This window comes from Paenibacillus odorifer, assembly GCF_000758725.1.
Classification (GTDB): Bacteria; Bacillota; Bacilli; order Paenibacillales; family Paenibacillaceae; genus Paenibacillus_AQ; species Paenibacillus_AQ odorifer.
The window spans coordinates 4,438,610-4,459,524 of the sequence record NZ_CP009428.1 but is presented as its reverse complement, the minus strand read 5'-3'; the positions used below and the strand labels follow the sequence as shown (position 1 = coordinate 4,459,524).

At 42.1% G+C, this 20,915-nt stretch carries 18 protein-coding genes; 13 read left to right on the top strand and 5 right to left on the bottom strand.

Annotation, left to right across the window (positions count from 1 at the left end):
- Nucleotides 1-382: 382 nt before the first annotated feature.
- Nucleotides 383-2,104, bottom strand: coding sequence for a cellulose binding domain-containing protein (locus PODO_RS19470; RefSeq protein WP_038572364.1), 1,722 nt, complete (start codon nucleotides 2,102-2,104; stop codon nucleotides 383-385).
- A 399-nt stretch (nucleotides 2,105-2,503) separates the two neighbouring features.
- On the opposite strand from PODO_RS19470, the gene map reads away from it, so the two are divergent.
- Nucleotides 2,504-3,250, top strand: a complete 747-nt coding sequence (gene map / locus PODO_RS19465; RefSeq protein ID WP_036685786.1) for a type I methionyl aminopeptidase — start codon at nucleotides 2,504-2,506, stop codon at nucleotides 3,248-3,250.
- Between the two features lie 54 nt (nucleotides 3,251-3,304).
- Here the strand turns inward: map and PODO_RS19460 are convergent, their stop codons facing one another.
- On the bottom strand, nucleotides 3,305-3,709 hold the full coding sequence (locus tag PODO_RS19460; protein ID WP_038572361.1) for a CBS domain-containing protein: 405 nt from the start codon (nucleotides 3,707-3,709) through the stop codon (nucleotides 3,305-3,307).
- A 176-nt stretch (nucleotides 3,710-3,885) separates the two neighbouring features.
- On the opposite strand from PODO_RS19460, the gene PODO_RS30120 reads away from it, so the two are divergent.
- The 6 genes from PODO_RS30120 to PODO_RS19430 all read left to right on the top strand — a co-directional run bounded on the left by PODO_RS30120 (nucleotide 3,886) and on the right by PODO_RS19430 (nucleotide 9,821).
- Nucleotides 3,886-5,994 (top strand): methyl-accepting chemotaxis protein, encoded by a 2,109-nt coding sequence (locus PODO_RS30120; RefSeq protein ID WP_052097158.1) that lies wholly within the window; start codon nucleotides 3,886-3,888, stop codon nucleotides 5,992-5,994.
- A gap of 684 nt (nucleotides 5,995-6,678) precedes the next feature.
- On the top strand, nucleotides 6,679-6,879 hold the full coding sequence (locus PODO_RS19450; protein ID WP_036685790.1) for a cold-shock protein: 201 nt from the start codon (nucleotides 6,679-6,681) through the stop codon (nucleotides 6,877-6,879).
- A 64-nt stretch (nucleotides 6,880-6,943) separates the two neighbouring features.
- Complete coding sequence (locus PODO_RS19445; protein ID WP_038572358.1) at nucleotides 6,944-7,171, top strand: MerR family transcriptional regulator; 228 nt, start codon at nucleotides 6,944-6,946, stop codon at nucleotides 7,169-7,171.
- Between the two features lie 208 nt (nucleotides 7,172-7,379).
- Nucleotides 7,380-8,189 (top strand): GNAT family N-acetyltransferase, encoded by an 810-nt coding sequence (locus PODO_RS19440; protein WP_038572355.1) that lies wholly within the window; start codon nucleotides 7,380-7,382, stop codon nucleotides 8,187-8,189.
- Nucleotides 8,190-8,197: 8 nt separating this feature from the next.
- Nucleotides 8,198-9,301: an LCP family protein gene (locus PODO_RS19435; protein WP_052097155.1), complete on the top strand. Its 1,104-nt coding sequence runs from the start codon at nucleotides 8,198-8,200 to the stop codon at nucleotides 9,299-9,301.
- A gap of 37 nt (nucleotides 9,302-9,338) precedes the next feature.
- Complete coding sequence (locus PODO_RS19430; RefSeq protein ID WP_052097152.1) at nucleotides 9,339-9,821, top strand: DinB family protein; 483 nt, start codon at nucleotides 9,339-9,341, stop codon at nucleotides 9,819-9,821.
- Here PODO_RS19430 and PODO_RS19425 read toward each other — a convergent pair.
- A complete protein-coding gene (locus PODO_RS19425; RefSeq protein ID WP_036685800.1) occupies nucleotides 9,818-10,027 on the bottom strand; it encodes a hypothetical protein in 210 nt (69 codons plus the stop codon). The two genes, PODO_RS19430 and PODO_RS19425, sit on opposite strands and share 4 nt — an antisense overlap.
- A gap of 280 nt (nucleotides 10,028-10,307) precedes the next feature.
- Here PODO_RS19425 and PODO_RS19420 point away from each other — a divergent pair, with 280 nt between their 5' ends.
- Nucleotides 10,308-10,667 (top strand): hypothetical protein, encoded by a 360-nt coding sequence (locus PODO_RS19420; protein ID WP_036685802.1) that lies wholly within the window; start codon nucleotides 10,308-10,310, stop codon nucleotides 10,665-10,667.
- 40 nt (nucleotides 10,668-10,707) lie between these two features.
- On the opposite strand, the gene PODO_RS19415 is transcribed toward PODO_RS19420, so the two are convergent.
- On the bottom strand, nucleotides 10,708-11,979 hold the full coding sequence (locus PODO_RS19415) for a serine hydrolase domain-containing protein (RefSeq protein WP_051491413.1): 1,272 nt from the start codon (nucleotides 11,977-11,979) through the stop codon (nucleotides 10,708-10,710).
- A 66-nt stretch (nucleotides 11,980-12,045) separates the two neighbouring features.
- Here PODO_RS19415 and PODO_RS19410 point away from each other — a divergent pair, with 66 nt between their 5' ends.
- The 4 genes from PODO_RS19410 to PODO_RS19395 all read left to right on the top strand — a co-directional run bounded on the left by PODO_RS19410 (nucleotide 12,046) and on the right by PODO_RS19395 (nucleotide 17,285).
- Nucleotides 12,046-12,729: a response regulator transcription factor gene (locus PODO_RS19410; RefSeq protein WP_038572354.1), complete on the top strand. Its 684-nt coding sequence runs from the start codon at nucleotides 12,046-12,048 to the stop codon at nucleotides 12,727-12,729.
- Between the two features lie 2 nt (nucleotides 12,730-12,731).
- Entirely contained in the window at nucleotides 12,732-14,006 is a 1,275-nt protein-coding gene (locus PODO_RS19405) for a HAMP domain-containing sensor histidine kinase (protein WP_038572352.1), read from the top strand.
- 160 nt (nucleotides 14,007-14,166) lie between these two features.
- A complete protein-coding gene (locus PODO_RS19400) occupies nucleotides 14,167-14,940 on the top strand; it encodes an ABC transporter ATP-binding protein (RefSeq protein ID WP_036685808.1) in 774 nt (257 codons plus the stop codon).
- Nucleotides 14,941-14,942: 2 nt separating this feature from the next.
- Complete coding sequence (locus PODO_RS19395; protein ID WP_038572349.1) at nucleotides 14,943-17,285, top strand: ABC transporter permease; 2,343 nt, start codon at nucleotides 14,943-14,945, stop codon at nucleotides 17,283-17,285.
- A 57-nt stretch (nucleotides 17,286-17,342) separates the two neighbouring features.
- Here the strand turns inward: PODO_RS19395 and PODO_RS19390 are convergent, their stop codons facing one another.
- Nucleotides 17,343-17,771 (bottom strand): VOC family protein, encoded by a 429-nt coding sequence (locus PODO_RS19390; RefSeq protein ID WP_036685812.1) that lies wholly within the window; start codon nucleotides 17,769-17,771, stop codon nucleotides 17,343-17,345.
- Nucleotides 17,772-18,181: 410 nt separating this feature from the next.
- On the opposite strand from PODO_RS19390, the gene PODO_RS19385 reads away from it, so the two are divergent.
- Complete coding sequence (locus tag PODO_RS19385) at nucleotides 18,182-20,875, top strand: glycoside hydrolase family 6 protein (RefSeq protein ID WP_052097148.1); 2,694 nt, start codon at nucleotides 18,182-18,184, stop codon at nucleotides 20,873-20,875.
- Nucleotides 20,876-20,915: the final 40 nt, after the last annotated feature.

The following is a 20,915-nucleotide window of genomic DNA, read 5'->3' as shown; positions in this document are numbered from 1 at the left end:
AGCAGCAGATGAGCGGCAGATGAGCGATAGTAGATTAACGTCAGAGTAATGAAAGAGTCGAATTAGATAGTGTGAAAGAGTGAAATCAGATCAGTAGGAGCAACAGTAGAGTAGTACGCAGAATAGCCAAGCAAAAGAGCAGCAATCGACTAGCGGAACAATAGACGAGCAATAGTAAACTAACATCAAAGTAGTAACAGTCCAGCAGCAGACTAATCCAGCAGCAGACTAACAGCAGTAAATCACTGTTGACTGACAAATCTAACAACAGTCATCTTTTGAGCTACAATAAGTAAGCATTATCCTAACATCTGCGCTACAACAGATCTAATTTTAAAAACCAGCAAGTCTCCAATCTTGGGAGGCTCGCTGGTTTATGTTTTTAAGGAGCGATGCCGGAGAGCAGTACATCGTTTTGATACAAGGTTACTTTGTTCCAAGTGCTGAAGGAAACTTTGGTTGGGTCGAACGAATAGTCATTTGCTTCATTGAAGTTAGACCAGTCGCTTTTATGCACTCGTAATTGGATTTCTCCTGACTGTCCACCGGCAGGTATGGAGCCCGCGCTAGCGTTGAAAGTAAGCTCAACATAAGAGTCGGCGTTCGTTCCACTAGTGGACCCAAGGGCAACCGATATATTAGAAGCACCGATCTGCGCCCAATCGATCAGACCATTGAGGGAGGCGCTTCCATCTTTAGTAAAGTAATAACGAATTTTCAGTCCATTTAGATTGACTGCCGTTGTTCCGTTGTTATAAATGTTGAAGTAAGGTTTGATTGAGTTATCTGTAGCATTGGTATCTGCTGCACGGTAGTAAAGTGCCAGATTACTGGATGGCGAGCCGGTAGGAGTGGCTGTAGGTGTTACTGTTGCTGTTGGCGTAGCTGTTGGCGTTGGCATTGGCGTAGCTGTTGGCGTTGGCGTTGGCGTTGGCGTAGCTGTTGGCGTTGGTGTTGGTGTTGGTGTAGGTGTTACTGTAGGTGTAGGTGTAGGTGTAGGTGTAGGTGTAGGTGTAGGTGTAGGTGTAGGTGTAGGTGTAGGTGTAGGTGTAGGTGTAGGTGTTGTGCCACCATCCGGCACAGGTTGGTAACCAGGCGTTGTATAAATTTTATTAAGCACGGAGGTTGCTAAGGTTCCGTTTGCTCCATTAACGACTGTATTTCCCCAGTTGCTGAGTGTTCCTGCTGGACCGCTGGCTAGATCCAGATATTCGACGCCTCCGCCATTACCATACCAGGACCAGGCGAGCCATCCTACCTTTTTTTCCTTAGTGTAGCTCATAATGGTGGCTTCATCGACATCTCCACCCGTGTGCTTGTCACCGAATTCGCCGATAATCACGGGGGCTCCAATGGCCAAGGCACTGTCGATATTGCTCTTAACGGTAGCAGCATTACCTCCGGCATATTCGTACATATGAATCGAGAAAATAGTATTTTTTAAGGTATCTGAATTATATACAGCCTGACCACTAGTGAAAATGGATTGTGGGTATTGACCCCATCCCGCTGCATCTACAACTAAAGTGTTCTTAATGCCCGCATTTCTTAACGCCGGAATTGCCGCTTGGTAACCACTGGCCCATGTTGCAGTGTTCCAAGAACCGTACCATTCATTAGCAATATTCACAATGACACGATCTTCTTTACCAATCAAAGCATCCTTGATGCTGATCCAATAGTTGACTGCAGCGTTAAGATCAGATGTGTTGTCTGAGCCAGTAGCATCATGCACTTCCAGCATGGCAATCATTTTATACTGATCACAAAGCTTAAGAATATTTTGGACATCAGCTAAAGTATCGAGAGACCACTTGCTGCCATTAGAAAGTACAATTCTGACGGTATTGGAGCCAGTGGCTGCAATGGCCGGTATTGCAGTAGCCAGATCGTTTTTGTACCAAGTGTGTGCATGATTAACCCCACGCATTACAAAAGGACTGCCGGTGGCATCATACAAAGTGGTACCGCTTACATAAAAGCCCTTAACAGAAGTGTTTGCTGCCGCTGCCTGCTGTTGAGGTAAGGAAATAGAAAGAGTAAGGATACTAATTAATACTAACAAACTGATTTTCCGGAACGAAAAATGCTTACTGAATTTCATCAACATTTCCTCCTTAATCAAATAGAGTTGCTTCTTAGATTATGCGTATCCTTCAGGTGGTTGCAGTAAATGCACTCAATTACAGGCATGTATCACCTCCTCAGTTATTCTGAATATAACATATAAAGGAATTTTTAGGAATAATAAATAATTTAACGATAACAATAACTTTATGTTTTATTAGAAAATAAGACGAAATGCTGATCAGGCACTCGTCTTTCATCTAACATTATCATAAAAAAATGATGTTATTTTTAGATTCAGGAAGGAAAATATAATTTTTTTTGACTAATGATTTGGATTTCTCGCGATTTTCTTTCATAATATAAAGGGTAAACTAAATACAAAAGAAGAACCGTTGCCCGAGAGCGATGAGTTCTGTACAGAAGAGGCGATATTATGATTATCATGAAAACGATGGAAGAGATCGAAAAAATGCGTGCGGCGGGAAAAATTCTCGCTGAATGTCATCGTCAAATTGCGCAAATTTTGCAGCCTGGTATTACGACCTGGGAAATTGATGAATTTGCAGAAAAATTTATATTGTCTCAAGGAGCTACTCCTGAGCAAAAAGGATATAATGGGTACCCGTACGCAACCTGTGCATCTGTAAATGATGTAATATGCCACGGATTCCCGAAAAAAGAGCCGCTAAAAGACGGGGATATCGTAACCATTGACATGGTTGTTAACTTAAACGGCTGGTTGGCAGATTCGGCCTGGTCTTACGGCATTGGCAATATTAGTGAACAGGCGACCAAACTTCTAGACACTACTAAGGAATCGTTATTCCGTGGAATCGAGCAGGCGGTTGCAGGCAACCGTATCGGGGATGTTGCGCATGCCATCCAAGTTTATGCAGAGTCTAACGGATTTTCTGTAGTACGTGATTTTATTGGCCACGGGATCGGTTCAGAAATGCATGAAGCTCCGGAAGTGCCTCACTATGGTCCAGCAGGGAGAGGGCCTCGTCTTAAAGAGGGGATGGTATTTACCATTGAGCCCATGCTGAACACAGGCAGTTACAGAACAAAAATTGATGCGGATGGTTGGACTGCGCGTACCATTGACGGCGGATTGTCAGCACAATATGAGCATACTTTAGCGATTACCCCACAAGGAACGATTATCCTGACTGAACTGTAATTTTGATGAAAAATAAAATGACCAGTCTCCGTAATGGAGATTGGTCATTTTTTATTAATCCGTAATGTTGCGAGTGTAATATTCAATGATATCTTTTCTCCTAATAATTCCAACAAATACACCCTCATTATCAATCACAGGAACGAAATTCTGATCCGCAGCGAGCGTCAGCATATCTTCCATTTCTGCATTAATGAGAACACTTTCGTTATGAACATGCTTTTGGATGTCGCTTACTGGAACTTCCCCTATATTGTCAAAGGTTAAGTCTGCTGTGTTTTTCAGCTTCCACAATAGATCACCCTCCGAAAGTGTTCCTACATATTTTCCTTCATTATCAATAATAGGGATAGCCGTGTAATGGTGCTGTTCTAATTGTTCTAAGGCTTCCAGCATGGATAGTGAGTTAGTGATATAGGCAACTTGATCTTTTGGCAACAAAAAAGAGGATATTTCCATCGGCATGAACTCCTTTGTATTATGTTTTTTTGATTAGGCTACTTTTATTTAAACATACTTTTGGAATGGATAGAATTTTAAATTTTCATCCTTTGAATTATAGGTAATAAGTCCTATTGAATAGAGGTCGTATTTTGTCGATTAAAGATATATTATCCTAGAGTGGAGTTGTTCAGATGGCATTGTATCGAAGGCTTTCTTTAACGTTTAAGTTTGTTATGGTGGTAAGTTTAGTAATTATTGTGATCTTTTTCTTTAGTTTAGTCGCAAACCTGGCTAATCTGCGTAGTGTGAGCATATCCAACGGTGAACTTCAGGCAGAGATCGCAGGGAAAAGTTATGCGGAGACCATTCAGAATAGAATGATAGACATTCAGTCGACGGGTGAAGCGCTCGCTGAGGTACTGATTGAATCAAGAGAACGTCAAACCTTGGACCGTGAAGATGTTGTTTCTACAATGAAAACTATGCTTGAGCACAGACCAGAAATTTTTGGGATGAGCATATTATGGGAACCCAATGCTTTTGATCAGAACGATCAGGCTAATATAAATAAGATGCCATATGATGATGGTACGGGGCGTTTTATTCCTTATGTCTTTAGAAATCAAGGTGCAATTAAGGTTGAACCCTTAAAAAATTACGATGTAGAAGGTGCAGGTGATTATTACCTTTTACCTAAAAAAGAGAAAAAACCGGTCTATATTGAACCCTATTCCTATGAGACGACTGGTGGAGCAATAGAGATGATTTCGGTCATGCTGCCGATTTTGGATAAAACGGGTGCATTTCTTGGGACTGTAGGGTTCGATGTTTCGTTAACCCAATTGCAGGAAGAAGCTGTTAACTATAAACCTCTGGGAGGTTATGTTTCTTTAATCACTGGTAATGGCAAATATGCAGCCAATCCAAATGATCCTCAAAGTGTACTCAAAGAGTTCGGTGATACAGAAGATAAAACATTACTGTGGAAGCGTGTGAAGAATGGGGAGGCCACACTGGGATACACGATAAATTCCAAGGGAGAAGACGTGCTGCGGACTTTTGTTCCGATACCAATGCCTGGAAGTGACCAGGTCTGGTACACACAGACAGCGATTTCTAAGGATGTAATCATGGCTGATTATGAACAAGCCAAAACAGAATTTTTTATCATTATGATTATTGGTATTTTGATTTTAGCTGTTATTGTTGGTCTTCAGCTATGGTTGATGGTAGTTAAACCGCTTCGCTTGTTATCTGATAAATTGCAGCTGATGTCTCAGGGTGATTTGACTCAAACCCTGCAGGTTCGAAATGATGATGAATTCGGCAAGATGGCTACACATTTTAATCATATGACCCATAAGCTTCGAGAAATGTTTGGACTTGTTGCTGATTTATCAATGTCTGTGGGAGCTACCTCTGAAGAGCTGACAGCTAACGCTGAGCAGACTGGGAAAGCTGCTGAACAAATTGCTGTGGCAATTGGACGAGTAGCCGAAGGAGCGCAGCTGCAGAGTGATTATGCGGGTGATTCTTCAATGGCGATGAGCGAGCTGAATGTTGGAGTGCAACGGATCGCTGACTCTTCGTCATCGGTGTCTGCGTCTGCAGATGAAGTTACCGATCAGACGAAAAAGGGCAGTGCGCAGCTTCAAATGGCAGTGAACCAAATGTCAGAGTTAAAGCTGTCTGTGGATGAGACGAGTCTGGCAATCGAACGTTTAGGCGAACGATCTGCTCAGATCAGCGGGATTATAGGCCTGATTTCGAACATAAGTAAACAGACCAATCTGTTGGCACTAAATGCGGCTATTGAGGCGTCCAGAGTGGGTGAACATGGCCGAGGTTTTGCTGTAGTGGCCTCAGAAATTCGTATGCTGGCAGATCAGACTAAAAAAGCTGCCGAACAAGTTACTGCTTTGGTTGAAGATGTGGTGCAAGATACTAATCAAGCTTCACAAGCAATGGCTGTCGGCAATGAAAAAGTAATTCTTGGTGTGCAAAGTGTATCTGATAGTGATCTTTTATTTACTTCGATTCTGACAGAGATGACGCAGGTGACTGATCAAATCCAAGAGGTGTCAGCAGCTGCACAGCAGATGACCGCGGGTACGGAGCAAATTTCAGTTACAGTTAAACAATTAGCCGATCTTGCTTCGGAAGCTTCATCTGACTCCCAAAGTGTGGCAGCAGCCTCAGAGGAGCAGCTTGCTTCTATGGAAGAGATCTCAGCTTCGTCGGAGTCACTTAGCTCAATGGTGCAAGACCTGTTGGATAAATTGTCCTATTTTAAAATTTAAATTCCCTTTTCAAATTTTAGAAAAAGGGCTATCCCCTAAGCTATGAAAATGACTGCTGTGTCGAAAGCACATGCTTAGTCACTGGAAAATACGCTTAGTAACCTGCTAAGGGACACAGTGGTCCTTAAACGTAGGATTATCCGATATTTGGAATGTTATCGGACTCCAGTGCAGCTATTGGCCCAAAAAATGCTTAATATGAGCCTCTTTCCAAGGAATAACGTCGCTGGTGTCCGAATTCTAGCTGTAAAGGATAAAAACATGTAAATAACGTCAACTGAGTCCGAAAGCCCCGCAGGATAATGAAAGTGTAGTTGAAGCAGACCGCGAATGACCAAAAAACGCCGAACAGCGATTCTTCGAGAACAGAAGAATCGCTGTTTTGTTGATTTTAAGATTTTGAAAGTGAGGAGGTCAGTCTCCACTCGTAGAATCACTTATGACACAGCTCCTTCTTTCTTCCCATTTTGTTCATAATGCAGAAGAGTATCTATTTGGTGTTAGCTGTGCTATAATCAATCTATCGAAAGTATTTACCTGGCGAATTCACATAGCGTAGAGGGTTATTCTTTAGACGTTAATAACCTTGTACCATATGTGAATTTTTATTTTTTTAGAGATTTTGTAAGAGATTTTTTGAGGATAAGAATAACATGTAAATAAAAATAAGGTGGTAATTATATTATGCAAACAGGAACAGTGAAATGGTTTAACGCAGACAAAGGTTTTGGTTTTATCGAGGTTGAAGGTGGAGAAGATGTATTCGTACATTTCAGCGCAATTACTGGTGACGGATTCAAGTCCCTGGATGAAGGACAACGTGTAGAATTTAACGTAGTTCAAGGCAATCGTGGTCAACAAGCTGAGAATGTTGTAAAACTGTAAGTAGTAAAATGAATCCCCAAACGTATCGTTTGGGGATTTTTTTATAGAAAGGTGGCGGATGTAAATGCAGGTGTTTGAAGACTGGAATTTAAAAGTTAAGAAAACCTTTAACGCTACAAGTAACAAGGAAGTATTGACGGTATCTGAAGCGGGAAGCTTGCTTGGGCTGTCTAAAGATCAAATGAAAAGTTATGTAGATCAGCATAAGTTGACTAAAGTTCCGATCATGAGAAGTGTCGTCAGATATCTTTTACTGAAGAGCGAGATCGATATGATTGTGAAAAAAACCTAAGATCATCATTAATAAATAGGGTAGACCAATCCTTGATAGGATATGGTCTTTTTTTGTCTCACAAATTTCTTATAAATAGAAACTTATCGACCCGAAGATCGTCTATAATAATGGGATATTTTAGGTAACGGTGTCATCCAGTAAAAAAATATTCTCACAAGCTGGTGGTTATCTATCAAAACATTACGTGATATCTAAGGAGAAAATTATGAAACGACTAGAGTGTAAAGATTATTACAAAGCAATTGAGCCTTTAGAAAATGTGAAAATAAATACGATGTTTGCTGAGTCAGTGGTGAAGCAAGTCATTGCTGGCAGCGTATATGTTGACGATATCGTTAACCCGCGTGCTTTTTACATTGCACACCCTTGTGGAATGTCTTTATTAATTGGAGAGTCGGATAATGAAGAGTTTAAGCGCGACCTTTTTGATTACATAACCAATAAAAATATGATTCGGCATCATCAAGAGTTGCTGCAGGCTGATCCAGCGGGAGGTTGGCCGGAAGTTATCGCTCATTGGAGTGAACAGGAAATGCTCCATAGAAATACAAGGGTCAACTTCAGCTTTAACCGCGAGAGATATCTGAACCAGAAAGCTTCTTATCTTAACCAAGACCTTGAAGTGGTGCGAATGAACAAAGAACGGTTTATGGCGGCAACAGGAGGTGTCAATCCTAAGGATTTTTGGAGGAATGAAGAGCAATTTCTTGCTGAGGGGCTGGGCTTCAATATTCTTGATGCTGGGGAAATTGCCTCTACGGCATTTTCGGGTTTTGTTAATGAGCATCAACTGGAAATTGGCATAGAAACCTCAGAAGCACATCGGGGGAAGGGCTATGCCTACGCTGTCTGTTCAGCCTTAATCGAATACTGTCTAGAACATCAGCTTGAGCCGGTGTGGGCGTGTCGTCTGGATAACGAAGGTTCTTTCAACTTAGCGCATAGATTAGGCTTTGAGACAACCTACATGATTCCCTATTACCGGCTGGTAGAATCCGTCATCAGGAAGGGTTAAGGATCCGAATGAAAAATAAACAGATTACCCATTCAGCTTCTTCATTTTCTTTAAGTAGAATTGAGAAAAAAAAGGTGAAGAAGAAAACTAAGACCAGCAAGAAAAAAAAGATCTGGCTATTTACGCTTGCTATCGTACTTATTGCTGGGCTAGGATCTTATGTTTTTCGTAAAGAACTGCTGATTTTCGGATTTAATAATGTTGTGGCTCCGACTATTGAACACACGCTTGATGGGTCATACGTTCCTTTAAAAAATAATGAAAATGCTGAAGCTCCTGGATTCCAACCCACGACGGATAATAAGGATCGTCCATTTTCTATCCTCCTATTGGGTACTGATCAGCGGGGAAAAGAGAACGGGCTTTCTGATTCGATTATATATACTGTGATTCGGCCAGTTGATCATAAAGTATTGTTCGTGTCGATCCCTCGTGATTCCTATGCAGAAATTATCGGAGCGGAAAATGTTAAAGGAGCTAGGAAAGAAACCAAGATTAATGCAGCACATTCCTATGGCGGTCCTCAGATGAGTGTAGACACCGTTAAAAATTTATTAAACGCGCCTATCGAATATTACGCTACTATTAATTTCAACGGTCTTGTGGGCGTTACAGATGCTCTAGGGGGTGTTGAACTTCCGATTACCAAGGTGATTGAGAACAAGAGCCCGGATCATGAGAAATTAAGAATTGAACCGAACAAACCGATTTATTCTGGCGCTGAAGCATTAATGTATGTAAGATACCGTGAGGATTCTGATTTTAAACGAACGGAGCGGCAGCGGATCTTTTTGAAATCTGCGCTTGAACGGATGAAGAGAGTAGATAATATCCTTAATATACAGAAAATCATCGAAATAGCAGGCAGTAATTTCCAAACCAATATGAAGTCAGACTTTATTCTTGATTTGGCGAAAAGAGTAATTCTCGAGGGGGGTACTCCTGAGATCACAAGCCATATGTTGCAGGGTGAAGGCAGACGGAAGGATCAATGGTATTATATGCTTGACGAAAATGATGTGAAGCGTACCCATGAGTTGATTGAGATTTGGCTGAATCCTGACTCTACCGATATGGATCTGGCCGCAGCTTCTGCGGATGACGCAGCATAGATGTTGTGACTGAATTATTTTATTTTTCATGTGGAGGTTGATCTCTCTGGCTGCAAAAACAAATGAGCAAATGTTACTCGAATTTAAGTCCCTCATCCCGTTCGTAGAATCTTTAGGGGAAGTATCAGACAAACATTGGAATCAGCCTATTGCAGCTGGTAAATGGACTGTAAAGGATATCATCTGTCATCTCATGTTATGGGATAAATATTTTTATGAAGGTGCGATTAAGAAAATAATTCTCCGGGAACCGATCACAACTAAGCATTTGGATTTTAACGAGTTTAATGCTAATGCTGTAGAATATGCTAAATTATTATCTGAACAAACATTAATTGAACAATTTGTACGTTATAGAACTAAAATCTTAGATGCAGCTGCAGGCTTAACGGAAGATGAATTCAATCAGGAATATAAGGATGGAGATCGCAAAAAATTCAGCGTTCGCAAGTACTTGAGAAGTTTTATCCCACATGATAAGCATCATAAAAAACAGATTGAGCAGTTCTTAAAACCTTAAACCTTGGCGCGATTTTGAACTAACTTCATGGATTGGCGTATGAGGATAGGACCAAACATGCTTCCGGCAGAGGCGGCAATTAAGGAATGGAAGGGGAATTTTATAGCAAAATAAAAGACCCATCCAGCAACAATATCAATAAGGATGAACTTCTTGATCTCGGATAATGGAATGGTCACGAAGACAATGGATTGTTTGTTTCTCACAGCAATGACCTCCTAATTTTAAGAAAACATCTTATAAATCCACTGTTCATTCTATTTTGGAACTAAGATGTCCCATTCCGTCTAAATCTACAATCGAATCGTAAAAAAAGGAAGTATGCCTTGCGGATCTTTTTCGCAAAGTGTACTTCCTTTTTTGTATGTGAGGATATTATCTGACTAATATTTGGCAGGGTATGGAAAGTCACAGAAGATATATTCAATCACTAGTACAATGTAAGCGTTATCTTTTTGTGAAAATATATCCTAAAGGAGCTAAGCTATGAGAGTGAAGAGACTATCTTTTAACCAGCTTGTGTTTATCTGTTTAGGTTTTCAATACTTGTTAATGCGTTTGTTCTCTGCCGGCGAGGCGATCGTTATCACATCGATAGAGCTAGTAATATATATTGTTTATACTGTCGCCACCCTTGCCGGATTGTTTCTCCGGAGCAGACGAATTGATAGTGAAGCTGTATCTGGGTTGTCGTCGTTATTTTTCAGCGTGTTATGGACGGTATCTTTGTTCTCACAGTTTCGGAAAGAAAGTTATCCAAATGCTTTAACAATCATTAATTCGCTGGGGGTGTCTTCAGCGGTAATCGTGATGCTCACACAATTTATTATTTTGGCCAAGGCTTAGGCTTTAGCTGAAAAAAAAGGCGGGTGCCCCAGCAGCCATTTCATGGCTTATGCGGCACTCGTTTGTTTTTTTTCATCCCCAGAAATGAAAGCTCACCCTGTTCATTCCGTTTAAATTCAAATTCACTGTCATGCTTGGTATGATGGAATCTTGTTTCTGAGATAGGATAGAACGGTGTAACCTCTTCATCATTCCAGACAAAATAATAGTCCTGGCCCCTACGCTCTACGCTCGCTTTGCAGCCAAATCCCTCATAGGTCCCCATATATTCAGCATACATGCTATCATCAAGTGGGAAGGCTTGCGGGAATATCGGCATCTCGGCAGGCTCACCGAATACTAATCCAGATAGAGATTCCGTTAACTTGGTAATGGGGACACAATCATAATTGGTCAACATGATGACGGTCGTCTGCTCTTCTGGATATCTGTGCATTTCACTTCGGAAGCCGCGATAAGCGCCGCCGTGATACATTCTTTTGCGATCATAACGTTCGTCCAAAAACCAACCAAAACGATATTTGAGATTACTTGAATGAAAAGCCATCTCCAAAGTATCGTGGGATACTAATTGATCGGAGTATAACGCTTGATCCCACAGGAAAAGATCAGCAGCCGTCGAATACATAGCACCCGCTGATAGGATAGAGCTCATATTTATGTATTCACCCTGAGTATACTCACCCCATGAGGAATGATAAGGTGAGGCTAATTTTGAAATGATTTGCTGATTGTTATAAACTCCTGTATTTACCATGCCAAGAGGCTGTAATATAAAAGTAGTGATATAATCTTCAAATGTCATGCCTGTAATCTTCTCAATAATCATTCCTAATAAATAATAACCTGAATTATTATAGGAAAACGATGTGCCAGGCATAAATGCAGGCGGTTGACTCACAAATAGCTGTAACATCTCCAGTGGAGTCAGCTTCAGCTTATTTAATTTTTGATTATATTCGGGTAGAGAAGTGTAGTTGGCTATACCCGAGGTATGTCCCAGCAGATGAAGGACGGTAATCCCCTCGAATGCATGCTGTTCAGGAAGATACTTAAGGATCGGATCTTCCAGTCGCAGACGTTTTTGTTCTTTTAGCATCAGAATTGCCATGCCAGTGAATGACTTGGTTAATGACCAGATCCGGAATTTGGTATCTATAGTGTTCGGAACCTGATGTTCAAGATTCGCATATCCGTATGCTTTTTGTAGCTTGATTTCTCCATGCTGAGCTATTAAGACTGTGCCGCTCAGTGGCCAGCTTTGTTCGTATTTTTCTAAATATTGCTCCAGACGCTGGGATTGTTTATCCACAGGTAACCCCTCCTTAAAGGCATATTCTAACATAATACTAAATTCTGTTGAAGCGGAGAGAAATCCATGAGATATGATTGTTTAATTATTGATGATGAAACTGAACTTGCGGAGAGCACCTGCGAATATTTTAATTTGTTTGATGTTCAAACCGCGTTTGTTACAAGCGCTGCTGCCTGCCGGAGCTTTTTGCGTGAGCATCAAGTCTCAATGTTACTGCTTGATATTAATTTAGGCGGTGAATCCGGCTTCCAGTTATGCAAAGAGCTGCGTCAGACGATGGGGATTCCTATCTTGTTTATTAGTGCCCGCTCCAGTGAAGATGATGTATTGATTGCTCTTGATATCGGAGGAGATGACTATATTCATAAGCCGTATACCCTGAGAGTGCTGCTCGCAAAAGTGAAGGCAGTGCTTAAACGCCACAATAACGAAGTTATAGCTGAGGCAGCGGTCCTTCAAGCCGGATCTATCCAGATAGACCCTGAACTTAGGAGGGCAAGCCTTAATGGCGTAGCTCTCAAGCTGAAAACGATGGAATATAAACTGCTCAGCTATTTGATTCAGCATAAAAATAGGGTAATCCCCAAAGAGGAGTTATTTACAGAGGTATGGGGAGATGTTTTTGCGGGGGATGGCACCTTAAATGTACATATTCGCCATCTACGCGAGAAGATTGAGCAGAATCCTAATGATCCTCAGTACATCCGTACAGTATGGGGCATCGGTTATGCTTTTGAGGACAAATAGTTATGACTAAAAAACTGCTGTTGGCTCTTCTACTTACTATATTTGCCGCAAGTTTAACGCTCACATTCCTAATTCTTAATTTGCAGGAGGAGACAGGAACAGATAGAGTGGCTATCAATACCATTGTGAAGCTCACGGAACAGAACTGGGACAAGCTTGATCCGAACCTGTACAAGGAAGGTCCTTATGAATTTGCCATTATCGATACCGCGGGAGTACTTAAATATCAGACGGGAAATGCGATTTCCGTTACCGTTAACGAAGCCATCAACAATCGGGATACTCTAGTGGACGTTTTTGTTCAGGATAAGATGGTGGGTAAGGTGATTATTAATAATGATTACCATGCGATTTTTATACATATGAAAAAACAATTTATACAAGTTTCTATTGTGATGCTGCTACTGCTTACGGTTCTAGGCATTCTCTATATTTGGTTCCTGAATCGATCGGTTCTCCGTCCGTTTCGCAAAATGCAGCTATTCGCGAAGCATATCGCGAGAGGTGATCTGGAAGTTCCGCTGGAGATGGATCGTAATCATCTGTTTGGTGCTTTTACCGAAAGCTTTGATATGATGCGGGAAGAGCTTGCAGCGGCTAGACACAGCGAATATTTGGCGAATAAAAGTAAAAAGGAACTGGTTGCTAGTCTCAGTCATGATATTAAAACACCAGTTGCTTCGTTAAAGGCGATTACGGAACTGATGTTATTAAGCGCAAGGGATGAGAAGACCAGCAGACAGCTTAACACTTTGTATTCCAAAGCGGATCAGATTGATCGTCTGGTGACCGATATGTTCCATTCGACCTTAGAGGAACTAAATGAACTTAAAGTCAGCTTAACGGAGGAGCAAAGCCACCTGCTGATCCAAATTATAAATAATGTAAATTTCTATGAACGGATTTCAGCAGCAGCAGTGCCTGACTGTATCATTACGGTGGACTCCTTGCGGCTGCAGCAGGTGATTGATAATGTTGTGAATAATTCCTACAAATATGCCTACATAGACACACCTATTGATATTAGGTTCGAGATTACGGATCATTATCTGGAGGTAGATATTCTGGATTATGGCCCCGGGGTTCCGGAGGAGGAGCTGCCTTTAGTATTTAATAAATTTTTTCGGGGCAGTCTGGCCGTGAGCCAGAATGGTGCGGGTCTAGGCCTGTACATTTCCCGTTATATGATGCAAAAAATGCAAGGCGACATTGTGTGCTCCAATCGGGAGGATGGATTTACAGTCAAACTGCTAATTCCTTTAGCAGGACAGAATTAAGAATTAGCTAAGGATTGCACAAAGACATGTTAAGAACATTTAACGTACGATAAGGTTGCAATTACGAATGAGCTTGTGATTGCAGCCATTATATTTCGCGTAGAGCAATGATTTTCTTTTAGCGCAATTAATGAGCATGAATGTAAATGGAGTGTTCAACATGAGCGAAGTGAATAATAAAGTGCTGATGCAGACTAATAAGCTTGGAAAAACCTTCTCCCATGGAGGAACTCAGCAGCATGTTTTGAAAAATCTGGATCTGACCTTATATCATGGTGATTTCACGATTATCATGGGCAGCTCTGGTTCTGGTAAATCAACACTGCTGTATGCCATTTCGGGTATGGATAAGCCAACGCTTGGAGAGGTTCTATTTGAAGGTCAGGATATCACAGCCATGAGTAATGATCAGCTTGCGATATTCCGGCGGAAGAATTGTGGGTTCGTGTTTCAGCAGATTCATCTGCTGGATACGATGAGTGTCCTCGACAATGTATTATCTAGTGCTTTTCTTGTACAAAAGGATAGAGCAGGGGCTGTGAAAAAAGCCAAAAAGCTACTCTCAGATGTAGGTCTGGATGACTCTGTCTGGGGCAAGTTTCCGGCGCAAATCTCAGGTGGCGAAGCTCAGCGGGCGGGTATTATCCGGGCATTGATCAACAGTCCAAAAGCGGTTTTCGCTGATGAGCCGACAGGTGCGTTAAACAGTTCAGCAGGAATAGGTGTATTGCGCGTCCTCACTGAGGTGAATAGGCAAGGGCAAAGCATAATTATGGTTACACATGATCTTAAAACCGCGTTGCGTGGTAATCGGATATTGTATCTGCGGGACGGAGTCATCGTTGGTGATCTACGTCTTACCCCTTATAGTGAAGATAACGGACCTGAACGGCAGCAGCAAGTACAGTCCTTTCTAACCGAATTGGGGTGGTAGGGATGAGCAGCCTAATAGGAAAACTAGCTTGGTCAAATATTCGTAAAAGAAAAAGCGCCACGCTTACACTCTTCATTTTGATCATGATAGCTGTGCTGCTGCTGAACATTGGCCTTACGGTCAGTTTAAAGCTCAATTCTTTTCAGCAAGAAAAAATGACTGAATTAAGGACTCCAGAAATAAGTGCATTTTTCCCAAAAGATGATCATCTAGAAGAGTATGAGGAGCTTGTGGATAGTTATTCATATACAGAAACCTGGGAGAATGAAGCAGCAATTCTGTTAGCAGACGCTAAAATGAAGTACGGACAAACGGACACTACGGTAGCTTTTATAATTCTTAACATGGATACACCGCGGACCAAGGGACTATTCAAGACAACGACTCCGCTAGGATCTAAGGATGCGGATATGATCTATTTGCCTTATTTGTTCCATGTTGGATCGGGGTATAACCTTGGCGATACCTTTTCTTTTGTATACGATAATAAGCCATTCTCTTATACCATAGGTGGCTTTATTGAGGAGCCGTTGCTAGGGACGTTAACTAATGGAGCTTTAAAAGTATTTTTGAATGATGAAGGTTATAAGCAGTTGGAGAAACGTCTTGGAACAGAAGCTCAGTACAGCTTTCTATCAGCAGATTTAACCGATCCTTCAAAGGATGTAAAGCTGGAACAAATGCTAAGTGAGCGGATTTTTGCCTTAGGAAGTACGGATCAATTTCAAGTCATGCGGGCAGAGGTTGGTCTCCAAGGGAACCGTGTTTTTGTTAATCTTTTAGCGGCCATTCTGATCGTATTTGCCCTGATTATGGTTCTAATCTCGCTTATTGTCATCAGGTTTCAAATATTGGGACATATTGAAGACAATTTGACGAATATCGGTATTTTAAAAGCCAACGGTTATACTTCATGGCAGATTAAAAACGCGCTTCTGCTACAGTTCACCTCAGTGTCAATCATCGCAGCTATACCGGGAGGTGGGTTATCTGGGTTTGTTATGCCGTTGGTAGGAAATATGATTTCGTCTTCAATCGGACTTCTGTGGCCAATATCCTTTGAAGGGGTCAGTGCAGTACTTAGTTTGGTTATTGTCTCTGGACTAGTGCTACTTGTTACCTATCTGTCGAGCCGGCGAATTCGGAACATTACTCCGATTACAGCTCTGCAGAGCGGAATCCTCACTCACAATTTTAAGCGGAACCCAATTCCACTCGAAACATCCCGAATGAATCTGCAATTCAGCTTAAGCCTTAAAGCTTTAGTAAGGCAAATGAAGCAGAATATGATGATCGTATTGATCGTTGCCGGATTAACCTTTTCTAGTATTTTTTGCTCTATATTGAATTTCAACTTTAAGGGAGACACCTCAGCAGTTATAAAACTGGTAGGTATAGAACGCAGCGACTTTTTGTTGTTGCCGAAAAACGGTGACCTACAGCAGGGGAAGTTTACAGAATTAGAAGCCATGCCAGGGGTTGAAAAGTTGACTGTATTGGATAGCATGGTCGCTTCGATTAAAAATACCAGCTTTATGCTCCGGGTATCTGACGATTATAGCAAGCTGGAGACACAAACCATATACAAAGGGCGAGAGCCTATTTATGATAATGAAATTGTGATTTCCGGTGTTATTGCAAAGTTGGAAAATACAGAAATAGGGGACGAGGTACCTATCACTTTTAATGGTGTGACGGAGAATTATTTGGTCACTGGCTTAAGCCAGCAGATTAGCCAACTTGGAATGGTGGCGAGTATGACCGGTGATGGAATGAGAAGACTTCAACCGGAGTACACCCCTCTGTCCATCAATGTGTATCTGAAAGAGGGGGGAGATGCGCAAGCTTTTGTGAAGGATCTGGAAGCACGTTTCCCCGGAAAATGGAACATTACTAACATTCGAGAAACGGTTGATAGTACGCTCAGTACATTCACTGCCGCAGTATCTTCTATGACAGCAGTCATCACTGTGGTGACGATTATAGTAGTAAGCCTGATTTTATATTTAGTGATTAAGACTTTGATTCTGAAGCGGAAGCGTGAGTTCGGCATTCTTAAAGGAATGGGTTATACCACTTTTAATCTGATGACGCAGATTACCTTTAGTCTGTTTCCGGTGATTGTGGTGGGAGTAGCTTTGGGGAGTATAGGCGGTTATTTTTTCTCGGACTCTGCGTTTGTACTATTGCTCTCGAGTTTAGGGATTTATAACGTCCAACTGGCGGTTAGTTTGCCACAAGTATTGCTATTGTGTGCAGCCATTCTAGTAGTCGCTTATGCGGTGTCTATGCTTGTTGCCCGGCGAATTCGGAAGGTTAGTGTTTACGATTTGATTATGGACTAAGCAAAAGACAAAAAAACAACGAGCAGGAGGTTTGTTACTCCATACTCGTTGTTTTTTTTACATATTCATTCGTCCGTCATCATAATTGAATTGCCAATCAATGCCGAATTTATCTTTTAGACTACCATAACAAGAGCTCCAGAAGGTTTCTTGCAGTTCCATAACTACTTTACCGCCCTCTTGAAGTTTATTGAAATATTTCTTTATGTTATCTAAATCCTTACTAACTACGGAAAGACTAATATTGTTTCCTTCGATAAAAGGCATGCCTGGAAAAACATCAGAAAACATTACATTACTGCCTTCGATATTCAAGCGGGTGTGCATAACCAAATCTTTAGCTTCCTCAGGAAGAGTGAAATTGGGATCGGGTGGTGTTTCACCAAAGGTCATGATTTGTGGACGTTCAGTGCCAAACACCTCTGCGTAAAACTCTGCTGCGTCACGACAATTCCCGTTGAAATTAAGATAAACATCGATAGACATTTTTTTCACTCCTTAAAGGTTTGTTAGCGGCACATCAAAAGTTCTTAAAATTCAAAATACCTTATCACATCCACATTGTATCATTTACCAGTTTATAAACAAATATACTTTTAGTCTCATTATTAAACTTTTATTTCATCTACTATCTTCTAATTAAAAATAGGATATGGTAGTATTCAAGAAAAGGGATAATTTTCTATAAATTAAATAAAATTATATTTATGTTAAATAGTTGGGGTGGATTTGGGCTCGTGTTTGATCTTTACCACTGAGAGGAGGTGATGGTGAGTGCGGGTAAGGCATAGAGGAGGTGACAATTCTTTAAAGGAGTGAATACTGCAATTGTAGCATCGCGTGGCTATTAATAAATTATTTACGAATTTATTTAATTGTCGAAAGGAGAATAATAAATGACAAAAGCACTAAGGAAGCAAATGTTGTTATTGCTTACGATCATGGCTTTAGTTATCACCGGATATGCTCCTTCTACCACGTATGCCAGTGAGGCACATGTTGACAATCCGTTTGTAGGAGCTACAGCATATGTGAATCCTGATTATGCCGCACTGATTGATACCTCTATTGCTCAGGTTACCGATAGTACTTTAGTTTCCAAGATGGAGACCATTAAAAAATATCCGACAGCCGTATGGCTGGATCGAATTGCTGCAATTTATGGCGGAGAGGACAATGGAGGTAGAAAAAGTCTGGAACAGACTTTAGATGCCGTACTCGCGCAAAAGCAACCCAATACGCCGATTACAGCCACGTTCGTAATTTATGACATGCCTGGGCGGGATTGCCACGCTCTTGCCTCCAATGGCGAGCTGCCACTGACAGCTGCGGGTCTTACAACCTATAAGTCAGATTATGTTGACGTAATCGCCAGTATTTTTGCAAAGCCCAAATATAGTGACATTCGTATAGTGACTATCGTAGAGCCGGACTCGCTTCCGAATCTAGTCACCAATCTCAGCACACCACAGTGTGCTCAAGCTAACTCCACGAATATTTACCGTGATGCTACGCGTTACACTTTAAATGCTCTCCATGCCATTCCGAATGTATATACTTACATGGATATTGGCCACTCCGGCTGGCTCGGATGGGATACTAACCGTGGCCCCGCTATCGACCTCTTTACTTCGGTTGTGTCAGGCACTACAGCTGGACTTGCTAGTGTCGATGGATTTATTACGAATACAGCCAATACCACTCCACTAGTAGAACCTAATCTTCCAGATCCGAATCTTACGATAGGCAGCCAGCAGCTTCGCTCCGCAAGTTATTATGAATGGAATCCGTATTTTGATGAAGCCGATTTCACAGCAGCTTTGTATTCAGGTTTTGTAGCAAAAGGTTGGCCTTCCACGATCGGCTTCCTTATTGATACCTCCCGTAACGGGTGGGGTGGACCTAATCGCCCGACTAGTGCAAGCGGAACAACCGTTAACGCTTATGCAGATTCCGGTCGGATTGATAAACGTCTCCATCGCGGCAATTGGTGTAATGCCAGCGGCGCTGGAATTGGAGAAGTTCCACAAGCAGCCCCTGCAGGTTATGCAGCCTCACATTTGGACGCATTTGTCTGGGTGAAACCTCCGGGAGAATCTGATGGTTCCAGCAGTGCCATTCCAAATAATGAAGGCAAGGGCTTTGACAGAATGTGTGATCCGACTTATACCAGCTCAAGCGGCACACTGACCGGTGCATTACCTAATGCGCCTGTATCAGGTCACTGGTTCCATGATCAATTTGTTCAGCTGGTACAGAATGCTTACCCTGTAATTCCTCTGAGCAACGGAGGGGGCACTGTAGTTCCAGAGGCACCCACTAACTTGGTAGCGACAGCGGGAGATGCAAAGGTAAGCCTGAGCTGGAGCGCATCCAGTGGTGCGACTAGTTACACGGTAAAACGAGCGACCACAAGCGGAGGGCCGTATACCACAGTAGCGACAGGATTAACAGCTACGAGCTACTCCAACACCGCCTTAACGAACGGAACAACTTATTACTATGTTGTAAGCGCAACCAATAGTGTGGGAGAGAGTGTGGATTCTACACAAGCGAGTGCGACTCCAGCAGCAGTGGCGACTGTTCCCGCGGCACCAACCAATTTGGTAGCGACAGCAGGTGAGGCGAAAGTAAGCCTGAGCTGGAGCGCATCCAGTGGAGCGACTAGTTACACTGTGAAAAGTGCAACCACAAGCGGAGGACCGTACACTACTGTAGCGACAGGGCTAACGGCAACGAGCTACACCAACACGGGCCTAACGAACGGAACAACCTATTACTATGTTGTAAGCGCAAACAATAGTGTAGGAGAGAGTGTGAATTCGGGACAAGCAAGTGCGATCCCAGCAGCGGTGGCAACTGTTCCAGTGGCACCAACTAACTTGGTAGCGACAGCAGGAGATGCGAAAGTGAGCCTGAGCTGGAGCGCATCCAGTGGTGCGACGAGTTACACTGTGAAAAGTGCAACCACAAGCGGAGGACCGTACACCACTGTAGCAACAGGGCTAACGGCAACGAGCTACATCAACACGGGCTTAACGAACGGAACAACCTATTACTATGTTGTAAGCGCAACCAATAGTGCGGGAGAGAGTGTGAATTCGGCACAAGCGAGTGCTGTTCCACAAGTTCCGGCAGCAACTAGTCTGACGTTGCAGTATCGGGCGGGAGATACTAATGCGACAGACAATCAGATCAAACCTTATTTTAATATTAAAAATAACGGCACAGCCGCAGTGAACTTAAGCGATCTTAAAATCCGTTATTATTTCACTAAAGATAGTAATCAGACGTTAAACAGCGCAATTGACTGGGCACAAGTTGGCAACAATAATATTCAAGTCGCCTTTGCAGACTACACAGGCACGAATGCAGACACTTACGTTGAACTTTCGTTTACTTCTGCAGCTGGTTCCATTCCAGCTGGAGGCCAGTCCGGAGATATTCAGCTCAGAATATATAAATCCGATTGGACTAATTTTAACGAAGCCAATGACTACTCCTTTGATGCTACTAAAACTGCTTATACTAACTGGGATAAAGTGACACTTTATCAAAGTGATGCTCTCGTATGGGGGATTGCTCCGTAACGGAAAGCAGGGGATATTTAAAAGAGCCGCTGGAGTGATC